The sequence below is a fragment of the Luteimonas sp. TWI596 genome (assembly GCF_039674105.1).
Taxonomy (GTDB): domain Bacteria; phylum Pseudomonadota; class Gammaproteobacteria; order Xanthomonadales; family Xanthomonadaceae; genus Luteimonas.
The window spans coordinates 21,926-46,271 of record NZ_JBDJMU010000010.1 but is presented as its reverse complement, the minus strand read 5'-3'; the positions used below and the strand labels follow the sequence as shown (position 1 = coordinate 46,271).

Genomic DNA, 24,346 nt, shown 5'->3' with positions numbered 1-24,346 from the left:
ATGGACACGGCAATCACTATCCCCCTCGCAGCACTGGTCGGCATCTTCCTGCTCGCAGGCGCGGTGAAGGGCCTGACCGGCATGGGCCTGCCCACGATCGCGATGGGACTGCTCGGGCTGGGCATGCCGCCCGCGGCGGCGGCGGCCATGCTGGTGGTGCCCTCGATGGTGACCAATGTCTGGCAACTGGCCGCCGGCCCGGCGCTCGGCCCCCTGATGCGCCGGCTCTGGCCGATGCTGCTGGGCCTCGTGGTCGGCACGATCGCCGGTGCCGGCGCACTGGCCACGACCGATCCGACCTGGTCGGGGTTCGCACTCGGGCTGGCGCTCATCGGCTATGCCGGCCATGCCCTGCTCGCCCCGCCGCTGACCGTGCCTGGGCGCCAGGAGCGCTGGTGGTCGCCGACCGTCGGCGTCGCGACCGGCGCGGTCACCGGTGCCACGGGCGTGTTCGTGATTCCGGCCGTGCCGTACCTGCAGGCGCTGGGGCTGCAGCGCGACACGCTGGTGCAGGCCCTGGGCCTGTCGTTCACGGTCTCGACGCTGGCGCTGGCGATCGGGCTGGGCGCGCACGGCGCGTTCCGGTTCGAACAGGCCGGTCTCTCCACGCTGGCGGTGGCGCCCGCGCTGGCCGGGATGTGGGTCGGCGGACGGCTGCGCCAGCGCATCCCACCGGCGCGCTTTCGCGTCTGGTTCCTCGTCTGCCTGCTGCTGCTCGGCCTGGAACTCACCTCGCGCCCCTGGCGCTGACCGACTGCATTGCCACGCCCGCAAGCACCCGCTGACCTGGAGCAGCATTCAGGTTAGGATCGGCGACAGCAACAGCGTGCCCGGCCCGGATGACTTCGTTCGGTGTCCTCGACCCACGGGGAGTGGTGATGGCGGTCGTCGTGCTTGCGATGAAGGAAACCGCACCTGGCGAACGCCGGGTGGCGCTGACGCCGGAAACGGCGCGGAAACTCACCGCCGCCGGGGCCACCGTGCTCGCGCAGCGCGGCCTGGGCGAAGGCGCGCATTTTGCCGATGCCGCCTATGTCGAGGCCGGCGCCCAGCTGGTTGGCGACGAGGCGCTGCCGCAGGCCGACCTGGTGCTGTGCGTGCAGGCGCCCCCCATCGACACGATCGCCCGGCTCAAGCCGGGCGCCGCCTTGATCGGCACCTTGCAACCCGAGGCCGAACCGGCGCGCGCCGAGGCGCTGCGCACGCGCGGCATTCTCGCCTTTCCGCTCGAACGGCTCCCGCGCACCACGCGCGCGCAGGCGATGGACGTGCTCAGCTCGCAGGCCGGCATGGCCGGCTACAAGGCGGTCCTGATCGGCGCGCAGCTGGCGCCGCGGTTCTTCCCGATGCTGACGACGGCCGCCGGCACGATCCGGCCTTCGAAGGTGCTCGTGGTCGGCGCCGGTGTCGCCGGACTGCAGGCGATCGCAACCGCGCGCCGCCTGGGCGCGCAGGTCGAGGGCTTCGACGTGCGGCCGGAGACGCGCGAGCAGATCGAATCGCTGGGCGCCCGCTTTCTCGACCTGGGCGTGAGCGCCGCCGGCGAAGGCGGCTATGCCCGCGCCCTGACCGACGAGGAGCGCGCGGAGCAACAGCGCCGCCTGGCTGCGCACCTGGCCGGCATCGATGTCGTGGTGTGCACTGCCGCCGTGCCTGGCCGGCGGGCGCCGACGATCATCGACGCCGACATGGTCGCCGGCATGCGGCCGGGCAGCGTGATCGTGGATCTGGCCGCCGAAACCGGCGGCAACTGCGCGGCGACCGTGCCCGGCCAGACCGTCGAGGTCGCGGGCGTGACGGTCGCCGGCCCGCTGGATCTGGCGAGCCTGGGCGCGACCCATGCCAGCGAGATGTACGCACGCAATGTTCAGCATTTCGTGTCGCTGCTGGTGGCCGATGGCGCCCTCGCCTTCGACTGGAACGACGAACTGCTGGCCCGGACGGTATGGCCGCAGGTGCCGGCCATCGCCCCCACACCCGGAGGTCCCGCATGATCGATGGAGTCGTAGCGCTGTACATCGTGATGCTGGCCGCGATCGCCGGCCACGTGATCATCTCGCGCGTGCCGGTGATCCTGCACACGCCGCTGATGTCGGGGTCGAACTTCATCCACGGCATCGTATTGATCGGCGCGATGGTCGTGCTGGGTCATGCCGACACGACGCTCGAGAAGGCGATCGGGTTCCTTGCGGTGCTGATGGGCGCGGGCAACGCCGCCGGCGGCTACGTCGTCACCGAGCGGATGCTGGAGATGTTCAAGCCCGCCGCCAAGCGGAGCGACGCGCCGTGACCGACCTGTCCACCTCGCCGCCGTCGCGGCGCCTGCCCCCGGCCCGCACGATGGCCCAATGGCGGCACGATCTTCGCTCCCATGACCGGGGCACCACGATGGCGACGACGCGATGAGTGGCCTCGACCTGCGCACGGGGCTGATCGCGGCGAGCTACTTCGTCGCCGCAACGCTGTTCCTGCTCGGCCTGCAACGCATGGCCTCGCCCAAGACCGCACGCTCGGGCATCCAATGGGCGGGCGTGGGCATGCTGCTCGCGACCGCGGCGACGTTCTTCGTGCCCGGCCTGCACAACCTCGGCCTGATGGCGACGGCGATCGCGCTGGGCACGGTGTTGGCCTGGGTGTCGGGCAAGAAGGTCGCGATCACCGATATGCCGCAGATGGTCGCGCTCTACAACGGTCTGGGCGGTGGCTCGGCGGCGGCGATCGGCGCGGTCGAACTGCTGCGCTGGTCGCAGCACGGCATCGCGCCCGCCTCGGTGCCGCTGGTGCTGGCGACGCTGGGCGCACTGATCGGCGCGATCGCATTGTCGGGTTCGGTCATCGCCTGGGCCAAGCTCGACGGGCGCATGGACAAGCGCTACGCCTTCCCCGGCCAGCAACTGTTCAACCTCGCAGTGTTCGTCGCCGCGCTCCTGGTCGGCGGCCTGGTGGTGCATGCGCTCCAGCTGCCGGCGATCGTCGCGTTCTTCGCCTTGGCGCTCGCGCTGGGCATGCTGATGACGCTACCGATCGGCGGCGCCGACATGCCGGTGGTGATCTCGCTGTACAACGCGCTGACCGGCCTGGCGGTGGCCTTCGAAGGCTACGTGCTGGGCAACGAGGCGCTGATGATCGCCGGCACGATGGTCGGCGCGGCCGGCATGCTGCTGACCCGTCTGATGGCCAAGGCGATGAACCGCTCGATCCGCAGCGTGCTGTTCTCCAGCTTCGGCGGCGGTGGGCAGGGGCAGGCGATCGAGGGCACGCAGAAACCGATCGAGGCCGGCGATGTGGCGGCGATGATGGGCTACGCCGAGCGGGTGGTGATCGTGCCCGGCTACGGCATGGCCGTGGCCCAGGCCCAGCACAAGATCCGCGAACTGAGCCAACGCCTGATCGAGCGCGGCGTCAAGGTCAAGTTCGCCATCCACCCGGTCGCCGGTCGCATGCCCGGGCACATGAACGTGCTGCTGGCCGAGGCCGGTGTGCCCTACGATCTGATCGTCGACATGGACGACATCAACCCCGAGTTCGCCAGCACCGACGTCACCCTGGTCATCGGCGCCAACGATGTCGTCAACCCGGTCGCCAAGACCGATCCGGCGAGCCCGATCTACGGCATGCCGATCCTGGACGTGATCGATTCGAAGAACGTCGTGGTCATCAAGCGCGGCAAGGGCACGGGCTTTGCGGGCATCGAGAACGCGCTGTTCTACGCCGACAACACCCGCATGCTCTACGGCGATGGCGCCGAGGCGGCCGGCGCCCTGGTCGCCGAGCTCAAGGCGCTCGACGGCGGCCATTAGGCCCCGCCGCCGACCCAGCGAACGCCGCGCGCTCCTGCATCGGCCGGCGCGAAGGTCCGGGCGCCGTGCGGACACACGCCAGGCCGGGCGCCGCAATCGCCGATGAACAGGGGTGGCGCATCGAACGATCCGCAGCGCCCGCGTCAACCGCCGACGCCGCGAGACGTTGTCCATGACACCCCCCGCCCCTGGCGCAACGACCCGACGATGGATGGCAGCCGCCCGTTCGACCCGCAGACGCCTGCCGTGCGCGGTAGGCTGGCGCCGGTGAGCGCTTCCCTGCCCGCGGCGACGGCCGCCCACCACGCCGCGCCGACGGCCACGCTCGAGGCGTTCCTGGCGAGCGTCGAGCGCCGGGCCTTCCGTTTCGCCGAACTCGGCCTGCGCCATCGCGACGATGCGCTCGATGCGGTGCAGGACGCGATGACCCGGATGCTCGGCTATCGCGACCGCCCTGCGTCGGAATGGACGCCGCTGTTCTGGACGGTGCTGCGCAGCCGGATCGTCGACACCCAGCGCCGGCGCACGTTCCGGCTGAGCTGGCTCACCGACGCCCGCACGCAAGAGGGCGAGGAGATCGACTGGGCCGATGCCGGCCCCGATCCGTCTCGCTCGCACGACGGTCGCGAGGCCTGGCAGCGTCTGGCCCAGGCGCTGCGCCAGCTGCCGCGACGCCAGCGCGAGGCGTTCACGCTGCGGGTGCTGGAGGAATTCGACGTCGGGACCACCGCCCGCATCATGGGGTGCGGCGAAGGCTCGGTAAAAACCCATCTGTTCCGCGCCCGCGAGGCGCTGCAGAGGCAACTGGAGGAGTTTCGATGATCCCGCCGAACGACCCGCGCACCGCCGCGGACGACGACGCCGCACTGCGTGCGCTCTACGGCCGTGCCCAGACGCAGATCTCGGCCGGCACCACCGCGCGTCTGCATCGCGCGCGTCATGTGGCCACGACTGCTGCGCCGGCACGGCGCAGTTGGGCCTGGCCGGCCGCGGCTGGCTTGGCCGCGGTGTTGGCGCTGGCGATCGGTGTGCAATCGCTCGCTCCACCGGCTCCGTCGAGTGCCGCGTCCGCGTCCACGCCGGTCCTGGCCGAGGCCGACGGCGCTGCCGCGCTCGACGACGGCATGGCCGACGCCTTGGCGACGTACGAGGAATCGCCGGACTTCTACCTGTGGCTCGCCGCCAACGAGTCCACCTTGCTTGCGATGGAGTGACCCATGCACCTGCCTTCCCGCTTCCTCCGCACGGTCCTGCTGCTGGGCAGCCTGTCAGTGACCAGCCTGGCAGCCGCCCAGCCCGGCCCGGCCCTGCCCGACTGGGACCGGCTCACGCCCGAGCAGCGCGACCAGCTCGTCGCGCCGATCCGCGACCGCTGGAACGACGCCGATGCCGACAAACGTCGACGGATGCTCGGCCACGCCCAGCGCTGGCAGTCGATGACGCCGGCCGAACGCGAGCACGCCCGCCACGGCATGCACAGCTGGAAGCGGCTGCCGCCCGAGCAGCGTGAAGAAGCCCGCGCGTTGTACGCCAAGCTGCGCACGCTGCCCGACGCCGAGCGCACCGCGCTGCGCGAGCGCTGGCAGCAGATGACGCCCGAACAGCGCCGCCACTGGGCACAGGCCAATCCCGCCCCCGAACCGCACGATGAGGCCGCAAGGCCGCCGCACTGACACCGGCCCCGACACACGAAGTAGGCAAGCTCGCCGCGGCGATCAGCCCACAGCCATGCTGTCACCGTCGTCGTTGGCCGCACTCAGGTGCTGCCAAAGATGCTTCATGGCCTCGTCGAACGGGGCATCGATCGAGCGCACGAGGGCACGCCCTGCCCCGACCAGCGCGGCCAGTTCTTCGGGCGAGACGACCATCCGGCGCACGCCGCGACGGTTGACGATCAGCAGCCGCGAGGTCAGCGGACTGATCCACGCCACCCGGGCCACCGATTGACGACCATGCTCGTCGATCAGCCGCAGGCCCTGGCCCGGCCGCAGTTGGCGCATCCGCGCGGCGATGGTCGGATCGAATGCCGGCGTCGCGGTGCCATCGACCAGGCGCAGCACAGGATCGGACGGCTCGTCGTCCAGCGCTTCGTCCTCCGGCAGCGGGATCTGCATGCGCCTGGGCGCATCGCAACGCGCGAGCGCGGCCACGATGCGCGTGATCTCCTCGCGCGCGGCCGCCGCATCGAGGCCACCGCTGGCATAGCAATCGGCCAGCGGCCCCTGCAACGCGCGCAAGGAGCCGGCGACCGCGGCGCCATCGGCCGCTGCGGCGTCGAGGTCGATGCCGATCATCGCATCGCCGATCGCGACCGCGGCCCGGTGGCGCGGCGAGTCGGGGCCGTCGCGCAGCCAAGTCTGAGTGAGATGGTGGCGCCAATGCTGATCGAGAAACCGGGCGACCGCCTCGGTCAGCGGTTGCGCACTCATGCGCTCGGTCACGAGGGCGGCCACGCCGCGGCGTGCCTGTTGCAGGCGTTCGCGGCCATGGATCGCTTCGGCGGCGCGGCGCTCGGCGACCTCCGTGCGACGGCGCTGCTGGTCCAGCCGCTCGCGCAGTTCCTCGGCCGCGAGCGCGAACACGGCCTGGTCGGTTTCGTATTCCTCGACGACCCGGTCGACGAGCCGCCCGGCATGTTCGAGCAGGTCGCGGTCGACCGCGGTGTCGCCGGTATTGCCGTCGCAGGCCTCGGTGACCGCATCGAGCAGCCGGCGCGCGGGATGGCCGCGCTGGCTGAACAGCGATTCGTCGGTCAAGGCGACCTTGAGGCAGGGCATGACCAGCCGGCCGTAGAGATCGCGCGCCTGCTGCATCAAGTCATTGGCCTCGAACAGCGCCTGGAACAGCAGGCCGACCAGGTCGATCGCGTCTTCGTCGTCGCCGCTCAGCGGCGCTCGGTCGGGATCGATGCCGACGCCACGCAGGCCGCGCGCGAGTTCGAGCCGGATCACCTCGCTCAGCCGCCGCCGGTCGTCCCCGGCCAGCACCCGGGCATACGGCGAGGGGTCGTCGCCCTGCAGCAGCCGCGCGACGCTGAGCAGCTTCGCCGCCTCGACGGCCGGTGTTGCACGAGGCGGCGCATCGAGCGCGGGCGCATCCTGCGGGTGGGACGGCGGCGTACGCGCGAGCTGCGCCCGCCACCGATGCAACTGCGCCCGGACCAGCGCGAGCTCGGCGCCCTGCGGATCGGTATCGGTCGTGTCCGGACCGCCGGCGGCCAGCAGCCGCGCCAGATCCGCCGACAACGGCCCCTGCGCGAGCCGGGCGGCGTCATGCGGGGCGTTGGTCACATCCGCCCGCGCCTCGGCCAGCCCGCCCTCGGGTTGCCACGCAGGCGCGCGACCGCCACCGGGCGCGGCCGGTGTCACCGAAACCGGCCCGAACGCGGTGTCGAGCAGCGCATCGGCGCGGGCGTAGAGCCCGGCAAGCACCGCCGGCAGCCTTGCAGCGAGTTGCTCGAACAGCCGGGCGCGCAGATCGCGCGGCAGCGCATCGGGATCGAGTAGACCGGCGAACGCCTGGACCGGCACTGCCGGACGCAGCGGGTGCGCGGCGCCGTCGGCGACGCCCAGGCGCGAGGCCAGCACTGCCATCCGGCCGTCGAGCATGCGCAGCGGGCCGAGCCACTGGTGCTCGAGCAGCTCGACCTGCTGCTGGACCGCCAGATGCAACTCCAACTGGCCCTCGGACATCAGCGCCATCGCATCGTGGGCCGGCCGCGGCGGCGCGGCGCGGCGCCACCGCTCGAATGCCGACTCGATCGCGGCGCGGAAACTCGCTGCCAGCACCGGGGCACGCATGCGCAACGCGCGTGCGGCCAATCGTGCGTCCTGAGCGGCCATGTAATCGGCGGCGGCGCCGAGCGCGTCGCGCTCGACCTCGGCCTCGACCTCGTCCCACAGCGCCGACAGCACGTCGCCCAGCGCCGTCACCGCCTCGCGTCGCAGCGCGTCGAACACCCTCTCGGGCTCGCCCGGCGCAGGTCGATGCGAATGCGGCACCGGACCGATGTCGTGGGGATGCGTCATCTTGGGGGAGAATCGGGGGATGGGGGCACAGTGCCCCCGCAGTTAGCTTTCCGAAACCAGAGGCACAAGTCCGTGACGATACTCCCAAATGCTGAACGCCTTCTCGACGCGCTCGATGCGCGGCGCTCGGTGCCGGCGCGCCAGCTCGACGCGCCCGGACCCGACGACGCGACCGTGCTGCGCATGCTGCGCTCGGCGGTCCGCGTCCCCGACCACGGCAAGCGGGTCCCGTTCCGCTTCCTGCGCATCGCCGGCGATGCGCGCCACGCGCTCGGCGAACAGTTGGTCACCCGCGCCCGTGCGCGCGACCCGGAGATCGGCGCCGGCGCGCTCGACAAGGACCGGCACCGGTTCTCGCACGCGCCGCTGGTGATCGCGGTCGTCGCGATCCTGGACCCGCAGGACACCGCCATTCCCGAGGTCGAACGCTTGTTGACCGCCGGCAGCGTGTGCTTCGCGCTGCTGCAGGCCGCGCAGGCCTGCGGCTTCGGCGCGTCCTGGCTGACCGGCTGGCCGGCCTACGACCCCGACATCCTCGCCGCCCTCGGCCTGGGCGCGCACGAGCGCATCGCCGGATTCATCCACATCGGCAGCCCGCGGCTCGACCCACCCGAGCGCGAGCGACCGGACCCGTCCGCGCTGCTGCAGGACTGGGTCGCGCCGTGAGCCTGACGCCCCCCGCGGTGCAGTCGCCCGCTCCGTCGCCCACCGCGCCGTTGTATCTGGTCGACGCCAGCCTCTACGTGTTCCGCGCCTGGCACTCGATGCCCGACGAGTTCCACGACGCCGAGGGCTGGCCGACCAATGCCGTGCAGGGCTTCGCCCGATTCCTGGCCGAACTGATCGAGCGCGAACGTCCACGGCACATCGCGATCGCCTTCGACGAAGCGCTCGACAGCTGTTTCCGCAACCGCCTGTATCCGGCCTACAAGGCCAACCGCCCGCCCGCGCCCGACGCGTTGCGCCGGCAGTTTGCCCACTGCAAGGCGCTGTGCCGCGCGCTCGGCCTGGTCGTGCTCGCCGACACCGAGTACGAGGCGGACGACCTGATCGGCAGCGCGCTACAGGCCGGCCGCCGCCACGCGCACCACGGCATCATCGTCTCGGCCGACAAGGACCTGTCGCAGTTGCTCGAAGGCGCCGACGAACAGTGGGACTACGCCCGCGGCCAGCGCTGGACGGCGGCCGGCGTGCGTGCGCGCCACGGCGTGGAGGCGCATCAGATCGCCGATTACCTGGCACTGTGCGGCGACGCGATCGACAACATCCCCGGCGTACCGGGCATCGGCTGCAAGACCGCCGCCAGCCTGCTGCACCACTTCGGCACGCTCGATGCGTTGCTGGCGCGCAGCGACGAAATCGCGTTCCTGCGCTTCCGCGGCGCCGCCCAGGCGGGTGCGAAGCTGCGCCTGCACGCCGACGCCGCGCGGCTGTTCCGCCAGCTGACGACGATCGCCTGCGATGCGCCGCTGGGCGAGGGCGCGAACGGTTTCGCGCGGCGCGACGGCGATGCGCAGGCGCTGTCGGCGCTGTGCGCCGCGTTGCGCTTCGGCCCCCTGACCCGGCGGCGGCTGCATGCGGCCGCCGGTCTGGAGTGGGCGCCGCTCGCCGATGCCTGAGCGTCGATCATCGCCCTGCTACCGGCGCCATGGCGAGGCGACTACCATCGGCGCATGACGAATCCGGACGCGGGACCCGCCGAAGCGGCGGAGGTGCTCTACCAGGGCGACTGGCTGCGGCTGGTGCGCCGAGGCAAGTGGGAATCGTGCGAGCGCACCCACGGCGGCAACGGCATGGCGGTGCTGATCATTGCGGTCACGCCGGACGACGAGGTGCTGTTCGTCGAGCAGTTCCGGGTGCCGCTGGGAGCGCGCACGATCGAGATGCCGGCCGGTCTGGTCGGCGACCGCGGTAGCTCCGACGCACTCGAAGACGCGGCCAGGCGCGAACTGATCGAAGAGACCGGCTGGTCGGCCGGCCGCATCGATGTGCTGCTGACCGGCCCGACGACGGCGGGGATGAGCAGCGAGCGCGTGGCGTTCGTCCGTGCCCGCGAGCTGACCCGGGTCGGCGCCGGCGGCGGCATCGACGACGAGGACATCATCGTCCACGCCGTACCGCGCGCCAGTGCGCCGGCCTGGCTGATGCGCAAGCATGCCGAAGGCTATGAGCTCGACCTCAAACTCTGGGCAGGGCTTTGGATGATCGACCACGAGCCTGACGGCACCCGGGTCGACTGACGGCCACCGGCCGGGCCTGCGCCCGGCACCGTCTGCGCTCAGGCCTTCTTGAGGAACTCGGTGCGCAGCACCAGGCCCTTGACCTTCTCGGCGTTGCACTCGATCAGGTCGGCGTCGTCAGTGAGACGGATGTTCTTGACCAGCGTGCCGCGCTTGAGCGTGACGCTGGTGCCCTTGACCTTGAGGTCCTTGATCAGCGTGACCGAGTCGCCATCGGCGAGCGTGGTGCCGTTGCTGTCCTTGACGACGAGGGTGTCTTCTTCCGACATGGTGCGATGTCCCGTGGTGCGCGCCGGCGTCCGGCGCATCGATGAAGGCGTGCCACACGCGGGTGCGTGAGCAAGAGCACGTGCGCCCGCGGCTGCGGGCGCACAGTGGATCAGGCGAAGCGGTCGGTCGCGCGGACCAGCGCGTCGATGTTCTCGGCCTCGAACGCCGAGTGACCCGACGCCGGCGTGATCACCAGCTCGGCCTTCGGCCAGACCTGGTGCAGGTCCCAGGCGTTCTGCACCGGGCAGACGACGTCATAGCGGCCGTGCACGATGACGCCGGGGATGTCGACGATGCGGTAGGCGTCGCGCAGCAGCTGGTCGTCGACCTCGAAGAAGCCGCCGTTGACGAAGTAGTGGTTCTCGATACGCGCAAATGCGAGCGCGAACTGCGCATCGGCGTGGCTGTCGGCGAAGTCCTCGTCGATGTGCAAGAAGCTCGTGGCGCCTTCCCAGACGCTCCACGCGCGCGCAGCGTCCAGGCGCACGCCCTCGTCGTCGCTGGTCAGGCGCTTGTGGAATGCAGCGATCAGGTCGCCGCGCTCGTTCTGCGGAATCGCGGCGATGTACTGCTGCCAGGCCTCCGGGAACAGCCGCGATGCGCCTTCCTGGTAGAACCATTCCAGTTCGTCGCGACGCAGCATGAAGATGCCGCGCAGGACCAGTTCGGTGACCCGGCGCGCGTGACGCTGGGCGTAGGCCAGCGCCAGCGTCGACCCCCACGAGCCACCGAAGACCTGCCACTGCTCGATGCCCAGGTGCTCGCGCAGGCGCTCGATGTCGGCGACCAGATCCCAGGTGGTGTTGGCGACCAGATCGGCATGCGGCGTCGAGCGTCCCGCGCCACGCTGGTCGAACAGCACGATGCGGTACTTCGCCGGATCGTGGAAGCAGCGCATCTTCGGGCTGCAACCGCCGCCCGGACCGCCGTGCAGCAGCACGACCGGCTTGCCCTTCGGGTTGCCGCACTGTTCGTAGTAGAGGACGTGTCGATCGTCGACGGCCAGCGAACCGGTGTCGTAGGGTTCGATGGCAGGATAGAGCTGTCGCATGCACGGGCATCCGAAAAGGAACCGGCCGCCATTCTAACAGCCGCGGTCAGGTGCCTTCGGCGCGTCCGAAGGTCACGCGGTCGCGCTGCTCGAGATCGCGCACGGTCGCCACCTCGCCAAGCCCGGCCGCTTCGAACAGCGCGCGCACTGCCGCACCCTGCGCCAGCCCATGTTCGACCAGCAACCAGCCGCCGGGGCGCAGATGCGCACAGGCGCCACCGGCCAGCACGCGGATCGCATCGAGGCCGTCGTCGCCGGAGGCCAGCGCGGTTGGCGGCTCGAAGCGCAGATCGCCGCGGGCCAGGTGGGGATCGTCCGCCTCGATGTACGGCGGGTTGCTGACCAACACATCGAAGCGGCGGCCTGCGAGCGGCGCGTACCAGTCGCCGGCCAGGAACGTCACGCGCGCCAGCTCCAGTTCGGCGGCATTGGCGCGCGCGACGGCGAGTGCGTCTTCACTTGAATCGGTCGCGACCACCTCGACGTCCGGACGCTCGACCGCAAGCGCGAGCGCAACCGCACCGCTGCCGGTGCCCAGGTCGGCGACCGCGGCGCCGGGCCCGGCCGGCAGCCGTGCCAGCGCCAGTTCGACCAGCCGCTCGGTCTCGGGTCGAGGAATCAGCGTCGCCGGGGACACCGCCAGGTCGAACCGCCAGAACCCACGACGGCCGATCAGGTAGGCGACCGGCTCGCCCGCAGCGCGGCGCGCCACCAACGCCTCGAAGCGCGCGGCCTGCGCCGGCTCGATGGGGGCGTCGCCGTGCGCGAACAGCCAGCTGTGCGAGCGCTCGACGGCATGCGCGAGCAGCCAGCGGGCGTCGGTGGCGTCGATACGCGACGCGGCGGCGCGCAGCAGCGCATCGAGTCGGGGAGAAGACGTAGCCATGACTTCACATCGTAGCGGTGCGGACGCCGGCATGGTGGCCGCCTTCTCGCTTGAGCGACCGCCGATGCCTTCATCGCTGCGCATCTGCCTTGCGGCGCTGTTCGCGCTCACGCTCTGCGCCTGCCAGAGCGCGTTCTTCGCAGTGGTCAACCGACACAGCGAACGCCCCGCGGCCAGCGCGGTCTACGACGTCGACCGCGCGCTGTCGCTCGACATCTACCGGCCGGCCGCACCGGTCAGCGGCGCACCCGTCGTGGTGTTCTTCTATGGCGGTGCGTGGCGGCATGGCCGCCGGGCGCAGTACCGCTTCGTCGGCAGCCGGCTGGCGCAGCACGGCATCTTCGCGATCGTTGCCGACTACCGCACGTATCCGGCGGCCGGCTTTCCCGATTTCGTCGGCGACGCGGCGCGGGCGGTGCGCTGGACCCGCGATCACGTACAGGCGTACGGCGGCGATCCGCGACGGCTGTTCGTCGCCGGGCACTCGGCCGGCGCGCAGATCGCGGCGCTGCTGGGCACCGATGCGCGCCATCTTGCGGCGGTCGGCATGGCACCGCGCGAGTTGGCCGGGGTGATCGGCCTGGCCGGCCCCTATGACTTTGCGATCGGACCGCGCCTGGCGCCCGTGTTCGGGCCGCGCACGCAATGGCCCGACGCGATGGCGCTGCGGTTCGTCGATGGCGACGAGCCGCCATTCCTGTTGGTGCACGGCGATGCCGACCGCACAGTCGACGTGGACAACAGCCGGCGCCTGGACGCGGCGCTACGCGGTCACGGCGAGGCCTCGACGCTGCGGGTGCTGACTGGTGCGCGTCATTTCGCGCCCGCAGCCGCGTTCTACAACCCGGCGCGGGCCCCGACGGTGCTGCCTGCGGTGCTGGACTTCGTGTCCACGACGGGGCCGACATCAGCGTCCGGACCAGATGCAGCTCGCAACGCGGCGGGCGCGCTGACCGACTGAGGGTCTTCTTTTGGGGGGGAGGGAAGACTAATTCTCCAGTTCAGACCGGCCACTGCCCGCCGACAGAAGCCGCCTTCCCCTCTTTCGGGGCCGCTTCGCGGTCCGGCCACGCGACGCACGCGTGGCATTTGCAAGCCTTGACTCGGCCGCGCGCGCCTCACAAAACCGGGGGTCCAAAACCGGGGTCAGAGTGCAATTTTCGCCCCGCGAAATTGCACTCTGACCCCGGTTTTATCCTGACGGATCGAGCCGGGTAGTGTTGTCGCGTGGCCGGACCGTGCAGCGGCCTTGCCGAGGGGAGAGCGGTTTCCGGCCAGCAGGCGGCTGCCCGTCCGGAGCAAAGCCCGTCCTCGCGCTTGCAGACAGACAAAATGAAGGCGGCCGAAGCCGCCTTCAAAGATTCCGTGACACGTGTGGGAGGGAGGTACGGACACGGAACGGAGTGTGCGGCCTGGACCGCCTGGGCGAGTCACCGATGTTGCGTCGACCGGCCCCTTGCGCCTGATATTGCTGCAGTGCAACAGCCATTGCAAGCGTTTTCATGGGCAAATCCGCCCATCCGCAAACGATAGCCTGAACCTATCGATAGGATTCAACTTATCGATTTTACATATCGATAGAGCGCGCCTAACCTATGCCCAGCCGGTCTCTCCGGCCGCCGGCCGTTCACGGCCGCACCCTCTTCACCCAAGGAGTTTCCATGTCCCTCATCAACACCGAGATCAAGCCGTTCAAGGCCACTGCGTTCCAGAACGGCGAGTTCGTCGAAGTCAGCAACGAGAGCCTGAAGGGCAAGTGGTCGGTGCTGATCTTCATGCCGGCCGCCTTCACCTTCAATTGCCCGACCGAGGTCGAGGACGCCGCCGAGCATTACGCCGAGTTCCAGAAGGCCGGCGCCGAGGTCTACATCGTCACCACCGACACGCACTTCTCGCACAAGGTGTGGCACGAGACCTCGCCGGCCGTCGGCAAGGCGCAGTTCCCGCTGGTCGGCGACCCGACCCATCAGCTGACCCGCGCGTTCGGCGTGCACATCGAGGAAGAAGGCCTCGCGCTGCGCGGTACCTTCGTCATCAACCCCGAAGGCGTGATCAAGACGCTGGAGATCCACGACAACGCCATCGCCCGCGATGTCACCGAGACCTTGCGCAAGCTCAAGGCCGCGCAGTACGTCGCCGCCAATCCGAACGAGGTCTGCCCGGCCAAGTGGAAGGAAGGCGAGAAGACCTTGGCACCGTCGCTGGATCTGGTCGGCAAGATCTGATCCGCGTGCCGGCCGCGGCGCGTGCCGCGGCCGCCTCCATCCCCGCCTCGGGGATGGAGGCGAACCGGAGCCCGTGCACAACGCGCGGTTTCCGGTTCGCCTCCCTCCCGCCGCCCGATGCGCGATCACGGCGCGTCGCGCGCCGCCCACCCTGCCTCCAGGAGCCGTCCATGTTGGAAGCCGACCTCAAAGCCCAGCTCAAGGGCTACCTGGCCCGCGCCGTGCGCCCGATCCACATCGTGGCCTCGCTCGACGACAGCCCCAAGTCTGACGAGCTGCGCAGTCTGCTCGACGATCTCGCCCAAGCCAGCGATCGCATCACGATCGATGTGGGCGGTGACGATGCGCGGCGCCCGTCGTTTGCGCTGACCTCACCCGGTCACGACATCTCGCTGCGCTTCGCCGGCCTGCCGATGGGGCATGAGTTCACCTCGCTGGTGCTGGCGCTGCTGCAGGTCGGCGGCCATCCGTCGAAGGCCGCGCAGGAGACACTCGAGCAGGTCGCCGCGCTCGAGGGCGACTACCTGTTCGAAACCTATTACTCGTTGTCGTGCCAGAACTGCCCGGACGTGGTGCAGGCGCTGAATCTGGCGGCCGTGCTCAATCCGCGCATCCGCCACGTGGCCATCGACGGCGCCCTGTTCCAGGACGAGGTCGAGGCGCGCGAGATCATGTCGGTGCCGACCGTGTTCCTCAACGGCGAGAAGTTCGATCAGGGCCGGATGACGCTCGAGCAGATCGTCGCCAAGCTCGACACCGGTGCGGCGAAGCGCGCGGCCGCGAAGATCGCCGACAAGGCACCGTTCGAGGTGCTGGTCGTGGGCGGTGGCCCGGCCGGCGCGGCTGCGGCGATCTACGCCGCGCGCAAGGGCATCCGCACCGGCATCGCCGCCGAGCGTTTCGGCGGCCAGGTGCTCGACACGATGGCGATCGAGAATTTCATCTCGGTTAAGGAGACCGAGGGCCCGAAGCTCGCCGCTGCGCTCGAGCAGCACGTGCGCGAGTACGAGGTCGACATCATGACCCTGCAGCGCGGGACGCGTCTGGTGCCGGCCGGCGACGACGGGCTGATCGAGGTGCAGTTGGAGAACGGCGCCTCGCTGCGCTCGCGCAGCGTGGTACTGGCCACCGGCGCGCGCTGGCGGCAGATGAACGTGCCGGGCGAGGATCAATACCGCAACAAGGGCGTGGCCTACTGTCCGCATTGCGACGGGCCGCTGTTCAAGGGCAAGCGCGTGGCGGTGATCGGCGGCGGCAACTCCGGCGTCGAGGCCGCGATCGACCTGGCCGGCATCGTCGCCCACGTCACGTTGATCGAGTTCGACGCGCAGCTGCGCGCCGACGAGGTACTGCAGCGCAAGCTGCGCAGCCTGGCGAACGTGCGCATCGTCACCAGCGCGCAGACGACCGAGGTGCTCGGCGACGGCAGCCGCGTCAATGGCCTGGTGTACCGCGACCGCGTTGGCGGCAGCGACCACCGTGTCGAGCTCGAAGGCGTGTTCGTGCAGATCGGCCTGCTGCCCAACACCGAATGGTTGAAGGGCGTGGTCGAGTTGAGTCCGCGCGGCGAGATCGTCGTCGATGCCCGCGGCCAGACCAGCGTGCCGGGCGTGTTCGCCGCCGGCGATGCGACCACCGTGCCCTACAAGCAGATCGTCATCGCGATGGGCGAAGGGTCGAAGGCGGCACTGAGCGCGTTCGACCATCTGATCCGGCACTCGGCGCCGGCCGCTCAGGCGGCGGCCGCCTGAGCATGGGCGCGCCCGCGCACCATGCGGCCTGCCCGATCGTCGCATCGCGGCGACCGGGCAGCGCGTCGGCGCAGGGCAATTGGAGCGCACAGCGATGAACCTGCGGGATCTGCGCTACTTCGTCGCATTGGCCGAACATCGGCATTTCGGCCGCGCCGCCGCCAGTTGCTTCGTCAGCCAGCCGACGCTGTCGACGCAGATCCGCAAGCTGGAAGAGGAACTGGGCGTGGCGCTGGTGGAGCGGGCGCCGCGCAAGGTCATGCTGACGCCGACCGGCCAGCAGATCGCCGAGCGCGCGCGTCGGATCGTCGCCGACATCGAACAGATGAAGGACGTCGCGCGGCGCAGCGCCGACCCCGAGGCCGGCTCGATCCGGCTCGGCGTGTTTCCCACGCTCGGTCCCTATCTGCTGCCGCACGCCGTGCCGCTGGTGCGCGCACGCTTCCCCGAACTCGAGCTGCTGCTGATCGAGGAAAAGAGCGACGTGCTGCTGTCTCGGCTGCACGACGGCCGGCTCGACGCGGCGATTCTCGCCCTGCCGCTCGACGATGAGCAGTTGCACACGCAGTTCCTGTTCGAAGAGCCCTTCGTGCTCGCGGTATCCGACCGTCATCCGCTGGCCGCGCAGGACCGCCTGGACCTGCCGGCGCTGTCGCAGCAGAAGCTGCTGCTGCTCGAGGACGGGCACTGCATGCGCGAGCAGGCGCTGGATGTGTGCCGGTTGTCGGGCGCCGCCGAGCACGCGGAGTTCCGCGCCACGAGCCTGGAGACGCTGCGCCAGATGGTCGCCGCAAACGTCGGCGTGACCCTGCTGCCGGTGCTCGCGACCAAACCACCGGTGGCGCCGTCGCCGCACCTGCACTTGCTCGATTTCAGCGATACCCGCCCGACGCGGCGGATCGCGATGGTGTGGCGCCGCAGCTCGGCGATGCACGAATTCCTGCTGCGACTGGCCGAGGCGCTGCGCGCGCTGCCGGCCGGCTTGCTCGACCCGGCGGCGCCGCGCGCCGCCTGAGCTTTCCGCGCGTCGGCGACGCTACAGCGCCACGCCCACCGGGCAGGCGACGCCGGTGCCGCCCAGCCCGCAGTAGCCGCCCGGATGCTTGTGCAGATACTGCTGGTGCTCGTCCTCGGCGTAGTAGAACGTCGGCGCGGGCGGCCCCGCGAGCTCGGTGGTGATCGCCGGAAAGCCCGCGGCCTGCAACCCCGCCTGGTAGGCATCGCGGCTGCGCACCGCCAGCGCATGCTGGTCGGCGGTGGTGCAGTAGATCGCCGAGCGGTACTGGGTACCGACGTCGTTGCCCTGACGCATGCCCTGGGTGGGATCGTGGCCTTCCCAGAACAGCTGCAGCAGATGCTCGAAGGCGACCTGCGCCGGGTCGTAGACCACCAGCACGACCTCGGCATGCCCGGTCTGGCCCGAGCACACCTCGCGGTAGGTCGGGTTGGGGGTCAGCCCGCCGGCGTAGCCGACCGCCGTCGTCACCACGCCGGGCAGCGACCAGAACTTGCGCTCCGCGCCCCAGAAGCAGCCCATGCCGAACTGCACCTGCTCCAGGCCGTCGAAGGCATCGCGCAGCGGACGGCCATGCACGGCATGCGCATTGTGCAGCGGCAGCGGCGTGTCGCGGCCGGGCAGTGCGTCCTGCGCCCGTGGCAGGCGCTGCTTCCACGCTCCGATTCCCAGCATCGTCCAACCCTCCTGCGGATGCGGCCGGTCGCCGCCCCTCATGGATGCGGCATCCCGACCCGGGGTTCAAGGGCGCTGCGGCTGCGAGGCCCGTGCGCGATCGCGGCCCTTCAGCCCGGCGAGGAAGATGCCGGCCAGGGTACACGCCAGCCCCAGCCATTCGCGCGGCACCGTCGGTCGCTGCAGCACCACCAGATCGAGCACGAACGCGCAGACCGGCTGGGCGAGCAACAACAGGCCCACCAGCGCGACCGGCAACTGCTGCATCGCCCGCGAGATCAGCATCCAGCTCAGGCAGTGCCCGAGCCCGGCCAGCAACAGCAACCAGGCCAGGGCACGCCAGCTCGGGATCGCGAACGACACGCCTTCGGCCAGACCCGCCAGGCCCAGCAGCACCGCACACAGCAACGACACCAGCGCCAGCACCTGCGCGATCGGCGCGGCGCGCAGCGGCGCCAACCGCAGCCCGGCGCGCTGCACCTGGCGCAGACCGATATTGTAGACCGCGTAGCACAGCCCGGTTCCCAGCCCCAGCCACACGCCCCAGCGGTAGTCGGCCGGCAGCGTGGCCCAGTCGGCGCCCAGCAGCAGCCACAGCCCCGCGAACGCGAGCACGATGCCGCCCAAAAAGCGCGGCCCCAGGCGTTCGCCGAACAGCAGCATGCCGGCCAGCGCCATGAAGAACACCTGCGCGTTCGCCAGCAGCGTCGCCAGACCGGGGCCGATCAGCAGGATGCTGCGATGCCATAACCACAGATCGGCCGCAAACGCGGCGGCAGGCAGCAATGCCAGCCACCACAGTCGCGCAGGAATGGGCCGCCAATCGCGGCGCAGCGCGACCCACAGGATCAGCAGCGCGCCAGCGAACAGCATGCGGTAGAACGCCGAAATCGTCGGCGGCGTGCCGGCCAGGCGCACCATCAGGCCATTGCTGCCGATCAATACGGCGCCGGCCAGCATGCTCGCGAGCGCGGCGCGGCCGGCGGGAACCTCCTGCATGGCACCAATCCGACGATGGGGGGGAACGGCAGCGTAGCAGCGCCCTGCCCCCGGCCAGCACCTCAGGCGAACACCGCCGGCGCCATCCGGACGCGGTTCCTGCCCTCGTGCTTGGCGGCGTAGAGCGCCTTGTCTGCGCGCGCCAGTGTCTCGGCGGCGGTGCGCTCGCCGCGGCGTCGGGTCGCGATGCCGATGCTGACCGACAGCCCGACGCGTGCGCCTTCGTGGCGGACATCGACCTCCTCGACCGCCATGCGCATGCGCTCGCCGATGATCCGCGCCCTTGCGCCCTCCAGGCCCGGCAGCACGACGATGAACTCCTCGCCGCCGTAGCGGCCGAACACCGCGCCGTCGCTCAACGCGCCCTGCAGCGCGGCAGCAACCCGGCGCAGGCAGTCGTCGCCGCAGGCATGGCCATACCGGTCGTTGACCGACTTGAAGTGGTCCAGATCGACGAACAGCACCGACACCGGCCGTTCGTCGCGGACCGCATCGGCGAAGATCCGCGCCACCCACTGATCGAGCATGCGGCGGTTCATCGTCCCGGTCAGCGCGTCCATCTCCGCCGAACGGCGCAGCTTGAGCGCGGCCGCCGCCTGGTCGACGTGCTGCTGCACCAGCCGCAGCAGCTCGGCGATCAACGCCATGTCCTCGGGCAGGAATCCAGCGTCGCCGGCACGGCGCATCACCAGCACGCCCCAGACCGGCGTACGCATCTGCAACGGCACCCACGCCTCGATCGCCGGCCCGCGCCCCTCTTCCGGCGCGGGTTGCTGGGTCGCCACACCTGCCACGGCCAGCCGGCGCAGGGCCTGTTCGCGCGAGCCCAGGCTGCGTTCGACGCGCGCGGCCACACCGACCGGCTCGACGAACACCCGGTCCACGCCAAGATAGCCACGCAGCATCACCGCGCACGACTCGGCAGGCACCAAGGGCATCAGGTGTTCGACCAGCAAGCGAAAGCCGCAGGCCGGCAGGTCCCCCGCGTCCAGTCCGTCAAGCTGGGCCTGCAGGGCGGCCGACAGGTTCGCGCGGGCGGCCTCCCGCCGCATGCGGCGCTCGGTCTCCAGCCGCGCGATCCGGTCGCGGTCGCGCTGGTCGCGGTAGTCGCCGATGCGCTGCACCAGCGCCAGGCCCAACACCAGCACGAAGGCCACCGCGCCGCCCTGATACCCCAGATGGACGAGCGGTACGTCGGGGACGAGCCCGTGCCGGACCAGCGCCGCCCAGGCGCCGGCGACGACGGGCACCAGCGCGGTCACCAGCAGCCAGCCGGACAGCACGACACCGCGGCGGGCGCCGTCGACCAGCATTGCCAGCCCAGCAACGCCTGCCAGCAGCCAGCCGTACGCGGTGATGCGTTCCATGACGCCATCGAGCGCCGGCAGGCGCAGGGCACAGACTACGGCCAGCGCCGTCAACACGCCCCCCAACACGCGGACGATGCCCACCAGACGATCGCCGCGCCCGGGCATCGCGTAGGCACGCACCAGCGACAGCCAGACCGCGGCATACAGCAGGGCCAGGGCCGAGACGCCCTGCTCGCGCCACGCCCCCAGCAGCGACGCGCCGGGCAAACCGTACAGATGCCCGTTGCGGGCCTGCAGCAGCAGCACCAACACGACCACATAGCCGAAGAACCCGACGAACAGGCGGTCGCGCGAGGCGTGCGCCAGTGCCAGCGCCATCGCCGCCAGGGCCATCAGCCCGCCGTAGACCGCACCGGCCAGCGCGACGCCCGAGCGCTCGATCCGTCGCACATCGACAGCGCGGGCCAACACCGGCCGCATCGTCGCCGGGAGCGGCCGGTCGGCATGCAGCGTCAGTTCCACCGGGCCTTGCCAGTCCGGCAACACGAAGCCGTAGCCGGTCGGCAACATGCCCTCGTCATCGCCGACCCGAAAGAAGCCGCGCGGCTCGCTGTGCCAGCCATCGGCTGCGTACAACTGCAGCCCCTCGACCATCTCGCGGGGAAACCACAGCGCCCAGCGTCCGCCGGCGGCATCGCCGCTGGGCAGCGTGAAGCGCAAGCGCGCCTCGACCTCGGGGGCCGCATCGGGCGCGGGCGCCAGGATCTCGACCGCGCGGCGCTCACCCGGCCGCAACTGGGTGGAGGCGACCAACGCGACGAACAGGCCCAGCAATAACAGCAGGCAGCCGGCCAGTACCCAACCATGGCCGGGAATCGCACGCGCACGTTCGCTGCTCGTCATCGGCGGCCCTCTCGCACACGCCAGCGCGCGGCCGACGCATCGTCGCCCACGCGTTGCCCGCGCGCGTTGTCGCTGTCGCGCTGCATCCTGCTCCTTCCCGTCGGAAATCCGTACTCCGTCACACTATTATGTCATTGGCGGTCACAGAAGCGCGGCACTGCGGGCAGCTCCCGCCACCGCAGTCTCCGCCGACCGGTCCGCTACACTGCGCAGTTCATTCCGCCTCTCCCGAGCCGTCCGCCCCATGTCCGCAGGTCCGATCGAATCCGCCGCCCCGCCCACCGATGCCGCCGCTCCGGTCCGCCAGGACTTCATCCGGCAGATCGTCCGCGACGACCTCGCCAGCGGCCGGCACACCACGGTCCGGACCCGTTTTCCGCCTGAGCCCAACGGGTATCTGCACATTGGTCACGCCAAGGCGATTTGCCTGGACTTCGGCATCGCCGACGAGTTCGGCGGGCGCTGCAACCTGCGCTTCGACGACACCAACCCGGAGAAGGAAGACCTGGCGTTCGTGCGCGCGATCGAGGACGACGTGCGCTGGCTGGGATTCGACTGGGCCGAACTGCGCCACGCCTCGGATTACTTCGAGGTCTATTACCTGGCCGCCGAGAAGCTCATCGCGCAGGGCGATGCCTTCGTCTGCGACCTGACCGCCGAACAGGTCCGCCAGTACCGCGGCACCCTGACCGAGCCGGGTCGGAACTCGCCGTTCCGTGACCGCAGCGTGGACGAGAACCTGGACCTGTTCCGGCGCATGCGCGCCGGCGAGTTCGCCGACGGCACGCGCACGCTGCGCGCGAAGATCGACATGGCCAGCGGCAACATGAACCTGCGCGACCCGGCGCTGTACCGGATCAAGCACCTCGCCCACCAGAACACCGGCGATGCCTGGCCGATCTACCCGATGTACGACTATGCGCACGCGCTGGGCGATGCGGTCGAAGGCATCACCCATTCGCTGTGCACGCTGGAATTCGAAGACCATCGGCCGCTCTACGACTGGGTCGTCGACCGGGTCGACCTGGCCGGACATCGCGAACTGCTCGCCTCCTTGAGCGCACGCGGCCTGCCGGTGGTGGCGGGCAAGCCGCGCCAGATCGAGTTCTCGCGCCTGAACATCAACTACACCGTGATGAGCAAGCGCAAGCTCACCCAACTGGTCGCCGACGGCCTGGTCGACGGCTGGGACGACCCGCGCATGTACACGCTGCAGGGGCTGCGTCGCCGCGGCTACACACCCTCGAGCCTGCGGTTGCTGGTGGACCGGGTCGGCATCAGCAAGCAGAATTCGGTGATCGACTTCTCGGTGCTCGAAGGTGCGCTGCGCGACGACCTCGATGCGCGCGCGCCGCGGCGCATGGCGGTGATCGACCCGCTCAAGCTGGTGCTGAGCAACCTGCCCGAGGGCCATGCCGAAACGCTGACCTTCCCCAACCATCCCAAGGACGAGGCGCAGGGCACGCGCGAGGTGCCGTTCTCGCGCCAGCTGTGGATCGAGCGCGAGGATTTCGCCGAAGTGCCGCCCAAGGGCTGGAAGCGACTGGTGCCCGGTGGCGAGGTCCGCCTGCGTGGCGCCGGCATCGTGCGCGTCGACGAAGTGATCAAGGACGCCGACGGTGCGATTGTCGAACTGCGCGGCACGCTCGATCCCGAGTCGCGGCCCGGCATGGAAGGCGCCAACCGCAAGGTCAAAGGCACGATCCACTGGGTCAGTGCGGCGCATGCAGTCGAAGCCGAAGTGCGGCTTTACGACCGCCTGTTCGTCGTCGAGAAGCCGGACGACGAATCCGCCGGCAAGACCTACCGCGACCATCTCAATCCCGACTCCAAGCGCAGCACCACCGGCTACGTAGAGCCGGCCGCCGCGCAGGCCGCGCCGGAGCAGGCGTTCCAGTTCGAACGTCTGGGCTACTTCGTCGCCGACCGCTACGACCACGCCACCGACCGGCCGGTGTTCAACCGCAGCGTCACCTTGCGCGACGTCTGGGCATCGGCCAAGCCCGGCGGCTGATCGCCGACACGCCCACGTCGGTGCCGGACGAGCACGCCAGTCCGCCGTGGATGACGCACCCGCTCGTTCGCCTCGGGGCGATCGCAACGGTGCTGTCGCTGGCCGACGTCCCGTGGCTGCCCTTTCCCTGGCGGATGCCGATCGTCGGCGCGCTCGCCGTGACCTGGGTGCTGGTCGAGACGCGCCGCTGGCCGGCCGCCGGCGTCGGGCGACAGCGCCTGTGGGCGACGCTCGGCTGGACGGCTGCGCTGGTCGTCCTGGTCGCAGGCATCGTCGGCCCGGTGCTCGAACCGCTGGTCGACCGACTGACCGGGACGCCGGTGGATCACAGCGGTTACGGCGCGCTGCGCGGCAACCTCCCGATGGCGCGCGACCTGGTTCTGGGCGCCTGGCTCAGCGCGGCGTTGGCGAAGAGCTCGTCTTCCGTGCCTTTTTGATGCATCAGCTCACGGCGCTGTTGCGTACCACGCGCGCCGGCGACGCCCTCGCGATCCTGGCCGGCGGCGTCGTGTTCGGTCTGATGCATGCAGATCAGGGGCTGGCGGGAATCGTGCTGACCGGCCTGGTGGGCGGGCTGTTCTGCGCGGCCTACCTGCGCTCGGGCCGCAACCTCTGGGCGCTGGTGCTGGCGCATGGTCTGATCGACACCTGGGGCGTGACCACGCTGTACCTGGGCTGGGTCTGAGGCGACGCCGGTTCGCTCGCCGCGCCCGCGCCCGACACGCGAGCACATCGCGCGCTCGACACGCTGACGGGGCCGGAGCGGTACCATCGCGCCGATGAATCGTTTGCGCTCCCTGCTGTTCGGCCTCTGCGCCCTGGTCTCGGTGCTCGCGCTTGCAGCCTGCGCGGCGCCGCACACGCCAACATCGCCGCCGGCCGGCGCGCCTCCCGCTCTGTCGGCCGGGGCCGGCAATCCGCTGGCCCCCGACACCGGCTGCAACGTCGATGCCGACTGCGCAGTCAAGAATGTCGGCAACTGCTGCGGCGTCTATCCGGCCTGCGTCCATCGCGACGCTGCGGTCGATCCGCAGGCCGTCGCCGCCGACTGCGCCGCGCGCGGCCTGGCATCGGTCTGCGGCTTCCGGCAGATCGAGGCCTGTCGCTGCGTCTCCAACCGCTGCGAAGCGGCACCGATGCGCGTGCACACGCGCTGACCGCGGCCTTCGCCGCCTGTCT

The 24,346-nt window shown here is 70.6% G+C and carries 22 protein-coding genes and 2 pseudogenes; 17 read left to right on the top strand and 7 right to left on the bottom strand.

The window, feature by feature from the left end:
* The 7 genes from ABE487_RS09460 to ABE487_RS09430 all read left to right on the top strand — a co-directional run bounded on the left by ABE487_RS09460 (position 1) and on the right by ABE487_RS09430 (position 5,473).
* Positions 1–750, top strand: a complete 750-nt coding sequence (locus ABE487_RS09460) for a sulfite exporter TauE/SafE family protein (protein WP_346451160.1) — start codon at positions 1–3, stop codon at positions 748–750.
* Positions 751–878: 128 nt separating this feature from the next.
* Complete coding sequence (locus tag ABE487_RS09455) at positions 879–1,994, top strand: NAD(P) transhydrogenase subunit alpha (RefSeq protein WP_346451220.1); 1,116 nt, start codon at positions 879–881, stop codon at positions 1,992–1,994.
* On the top strand, positions 1,991–2,290 hold the full coding sequence (locus ABE487_RS09450) for an NAD(P) transhydrogenase subunit alpha (RefSeq protein WP_346445747.1): 300 nt from the start codon (positions 1,991–1,993) through the stop codon (positions 2,288–2,290). Before ABE487_RS09455 ends, ABE487_RS09450 begins: the two co-directional genes overlap by 4 nt.
* A gap of 112 nt (positions 2,291–2,402) precedes the next feature.
* Entirely contained in the window at positions 2,403–3,800 is a 1,398-nt protein-coding gene (locus ABE487_RS09445) for an NAD(P)(+) transhydrogenase (Re/Si-specific) subunit beta (RefSeq protein ID WP_346451158.1), read from the top strand.
* Positions 3,801–4,007: 207 nt separating this feature from the next.
* Positions 4,008–4,622 carry an RNA polymerase sigma factor gene (locus tag ABE487_RS09440; RefSeq protein WP_346446932.1) on the top strand — a complete coding sequence of 205 codons (615 nt, stop codon included), beginning with the start codon at positions 4,008–4,010 and terminating at the stop codon, positions 4,620–4,622.
* Positions 4,619–5,014, top strand: coding sequence for a hypothetical protein (locus ABE487_RS09435; RefSeq protein WP_346446933.1), 396 nt, complete (start codon positions 4,619–4,621; stop codon positions 5,012–5,014). Before ABE487_RS09440 ends, ABE487_RS09435 begins: the two co-directional genes overlap by 4 nt.
* A gap of 3 nt (positions 5,015–5,017) precedes the next feature.
* Complete coding sequence (locus ABE487_RS09430) at positions 5,018–5,473, top strand: DUF3106 domain-containing protein (RefSeq protein ID WP_346451156.1); 456 nt, start codon at positions 5,018–5,020, stop codon at positions 5,471–5,473.
* Positions 5,474–5,515: 42 nt separating this feature from the next.
* On the opposite strand, the gene ABE487_RS09425 is transcribed toward ABE487_RS09430, so the two are convergent.
* Complete coding sequence (locus ABE487_RS09425; protein ID WP_346451155.1) at positions 5,516–7,828, bottom strand: DUF1631 family protein; 2,313 nt, start codon at positions 7,826–7,828, stop codon at positions 5,516–5,518.
* 72 nt (positions 7,829–7,900) lie between these two features.
* Between ABE487_RS09425 and ABE487_RS09420 the strand changes: the two genes are divergently transcribed.
* The 3 genes from ABE487_RS09420 to ABE487_RS09410 are packed head-to-tail and all read left to right on the top strand — an operon-like array spanning position 7,901 to position 10,068.
* On the top strand, positions 7,901–8,494 hold the full coding sequence (locus tag ABE487_RS09420) for a nitroreductase (protein ID WP_346451154.1): 594 nt from the start codon (positions 7,901–7,903) through the stop codon (positions 8,492–8,494).
* Positions 8,491–9,447, top strand: a complete 957-nt coding sequence (locus ABE487_RS09415) for a 5'-3' exonuclease H3TH domain-containing protein (protein ID WP_346451152.1) — start codon at positions 8,491–8,493, stop codon at positions 9,445–9,447. The genes ABE487_RS09420 and ABE487_RS09415 overlap by 4 nt, the downstream gene beginning before the upstream one ends.
* A gap of 54 nt (positions 9,448–9,501) precedes the next feature.
* Positions 9,502–10,068: an NUDIX hydrolase gene (locus ABE487_RS09410; RefSeq protein ID WP_346446940.1), complete on the top strand. Its 567-nt coding sequence runs from the start codon at positions 9,502–9,504 to the stop codon at positions 10,066–10,068.
* 38 nt (positions 10,069–10,106) lie between these two features.
* Here the strand turns inward: ABE487_RS09410 and ABE487_RS09405 are convergent.
* From ABE487_RS09405 to prmC, 3 genes and pseudogenes are all read right to left on the bottom strand, one after another.
* Positions 10,107–10,325 (bottom strand): annotated as a pseudogene (locus ABE487_RS09405) (alkylphosphonate utilization protein); the annotation flags it as partial.
* Between the two features lie 122 nt (positions 10,326–10,447).
* Complete coding sequence (gene pip / locus ABE487_RS09400; RefSeq protein WP_346446941.1) at positions 10,448–11,389, bottom strand: prolyl aminopeptidase; 942 nt, start codon at positions 11,387–11,389, stop codon at positions 10,448–10,450.
* A 46-nt stretch (positions 11,390–11,435) separates the two neighbouring features.
* Positions 11,436–12,275, bottom strand: a complete 840-nt coding sequence (gene prmC, locus ABE487_RS09395; protein WP_346446943.1) for a peptide chain release factor N(5)-glutamine methyltransferase — start codon at positions 12,273–12,275, stop codon at positions 11,436–11,438.
* Here prmC and ABE487_RS09390 point away from each other — a divergent pair.
* The 4 genes from ABE487_RS09390 to ABE487_RS09375 all read left to right on the top strand — a co-directional run bounded on the left by ABE487_RS09390 (position 12,274) and on the right by ABE487_RS09375 (position 17,266).
* Positions 12,274–13,236: an alpha/beta hydrolase gene (locus tag ABE487_RS09390; protein WP_346451150.1), complete on the top strand. Its 963-nt coding sequence runs from the start codon at positions 12,274–12,276 to the stop codon at positions 13,234–13,236. The genes prmC and ABE487_RS09390 overlap by 2 nt on opposite strands.
* Positions 13,237–13,936: 700 nt before the next feature.
* Entirely contained in the window at positions 13,937–14,500 is a 564-nt protein-coding gene (gene ahpC / locus ABE487_RS09385) for an alkyl hydroperoxide reductase subunit C (protein ID WP_346446945.1), read from the top strand.
* 170 nt (positions 14,501–14,670) lie between these two features.
* On the top strand, positions 14,671–16,251 hold the full coding sequence (gene ahpF, locus ABE487_RS09380) for an alkyl hydroperoxide reductase subunit F (protein ID WP_346451148.1): 1,581 nt from the start codon (positions 14,671–14,673) through the stop codon (positions 16,249–16,251).
* 94 nt (positions 16,252–16,345) lie between these two features.
* Complete coding sequence (locus ABE487_RS09375; protein WP_346442948.1) at positions 16,346–17,266, top strand: LysR substrate-binding domain-containing protein; 921 nt, start codon at positions 16,346–16,348, stop codon at positions 17,264–17,266.
* A 21-nt stretch (positions 17,267–17,287) separates the two neighbouring features.
* Here ABE487_RS09375 and msrA read toward each other — a convergent pair whose 3' ends face one another.
* The 3 genes from msrA to ABE487_RS09360 all read right to left on the bottom strand — a co-directional run bounded on the left by msrA (position 17,288) and on the right by ABE487_RS09360 (position 21,153).
* On the bottom strand, positions 17,288–17,941 hold the full coding sequence (msrA, locus tag ABE487_RS09370; protein WP_346442949.1) for a peptide-methionine (S)-S-oxide reductase MsrA: 654 nt from the start codon (positions 17,939–17,941) through the stop codon (positions 17,288–17,290).
* 66 nt (positions 17,942–18,007) lie between these two features.
* Positions 18,008–18,940: a DMT family transporter gene (locus tag ABE487_RS09365; RefSeq protein ID WP_346451147.1), complete on the bottom strand. Its 933-nt coding sequence runs from the start codon at positions 18,938–18,940 to the stop codon at positions 18,008–18,010.
* Positions 18,941–19,002: 62 nt separating this feature from the next.
* Complete coding sequence (locus ABE487_RS09360) at positions 19,003–21,153, bottom strand: diguanylate cyclase (protein ID WP_346451145.1); 2,151 nt, start codon at positions 21,151–21,153, stop codon at positions 19,003–19,005.
* A gap of 244 nt (positions 21,154–21,397) precedes the next feature.
* Between ABE487_RS09360 and ABE487_RS09355 the strand changes: the two genes are divergently transcribed.
* From ABE487_RS09355 to ABE487_RS09345, 3 genes and pseudogenes are all read left to right on the top strand, one after another.
* The gene (locus ABE487_RS09355) at positions 21,398–23,167 is read left to right on the top strand and encodes a glutamine--tRNA ligase/YqeY domain fusion protein (protein ID WP_346451144.1); all 1,770 of its coding nucleotides are present in this window, start codon (positions 21,398–21,400) and stop codon (positions 23,165–23,167) included.
* Between the two features lie 134 nt (positions 23,168–23,301).
* Positions 23,302–23,852: pseudogene (locus ABE487_RS09350) on the top strand (CPBP family intramembrane glutamic endopeptidase).
* Positions 23,853–23,946: 94 nt separating this feature from the next.
* Positions 23,947–24,324, top strand: coding sequence for a hypothetical protein (locus ABE487_RS09345; RefSeq protein ID WP_346451142.1), 378 nt, complete (start codon positions 23,947–23,949; stop codon positions 24,322–24,324).
* Positions 24,325–24,346: the final 22 nt, after the last annotated feature.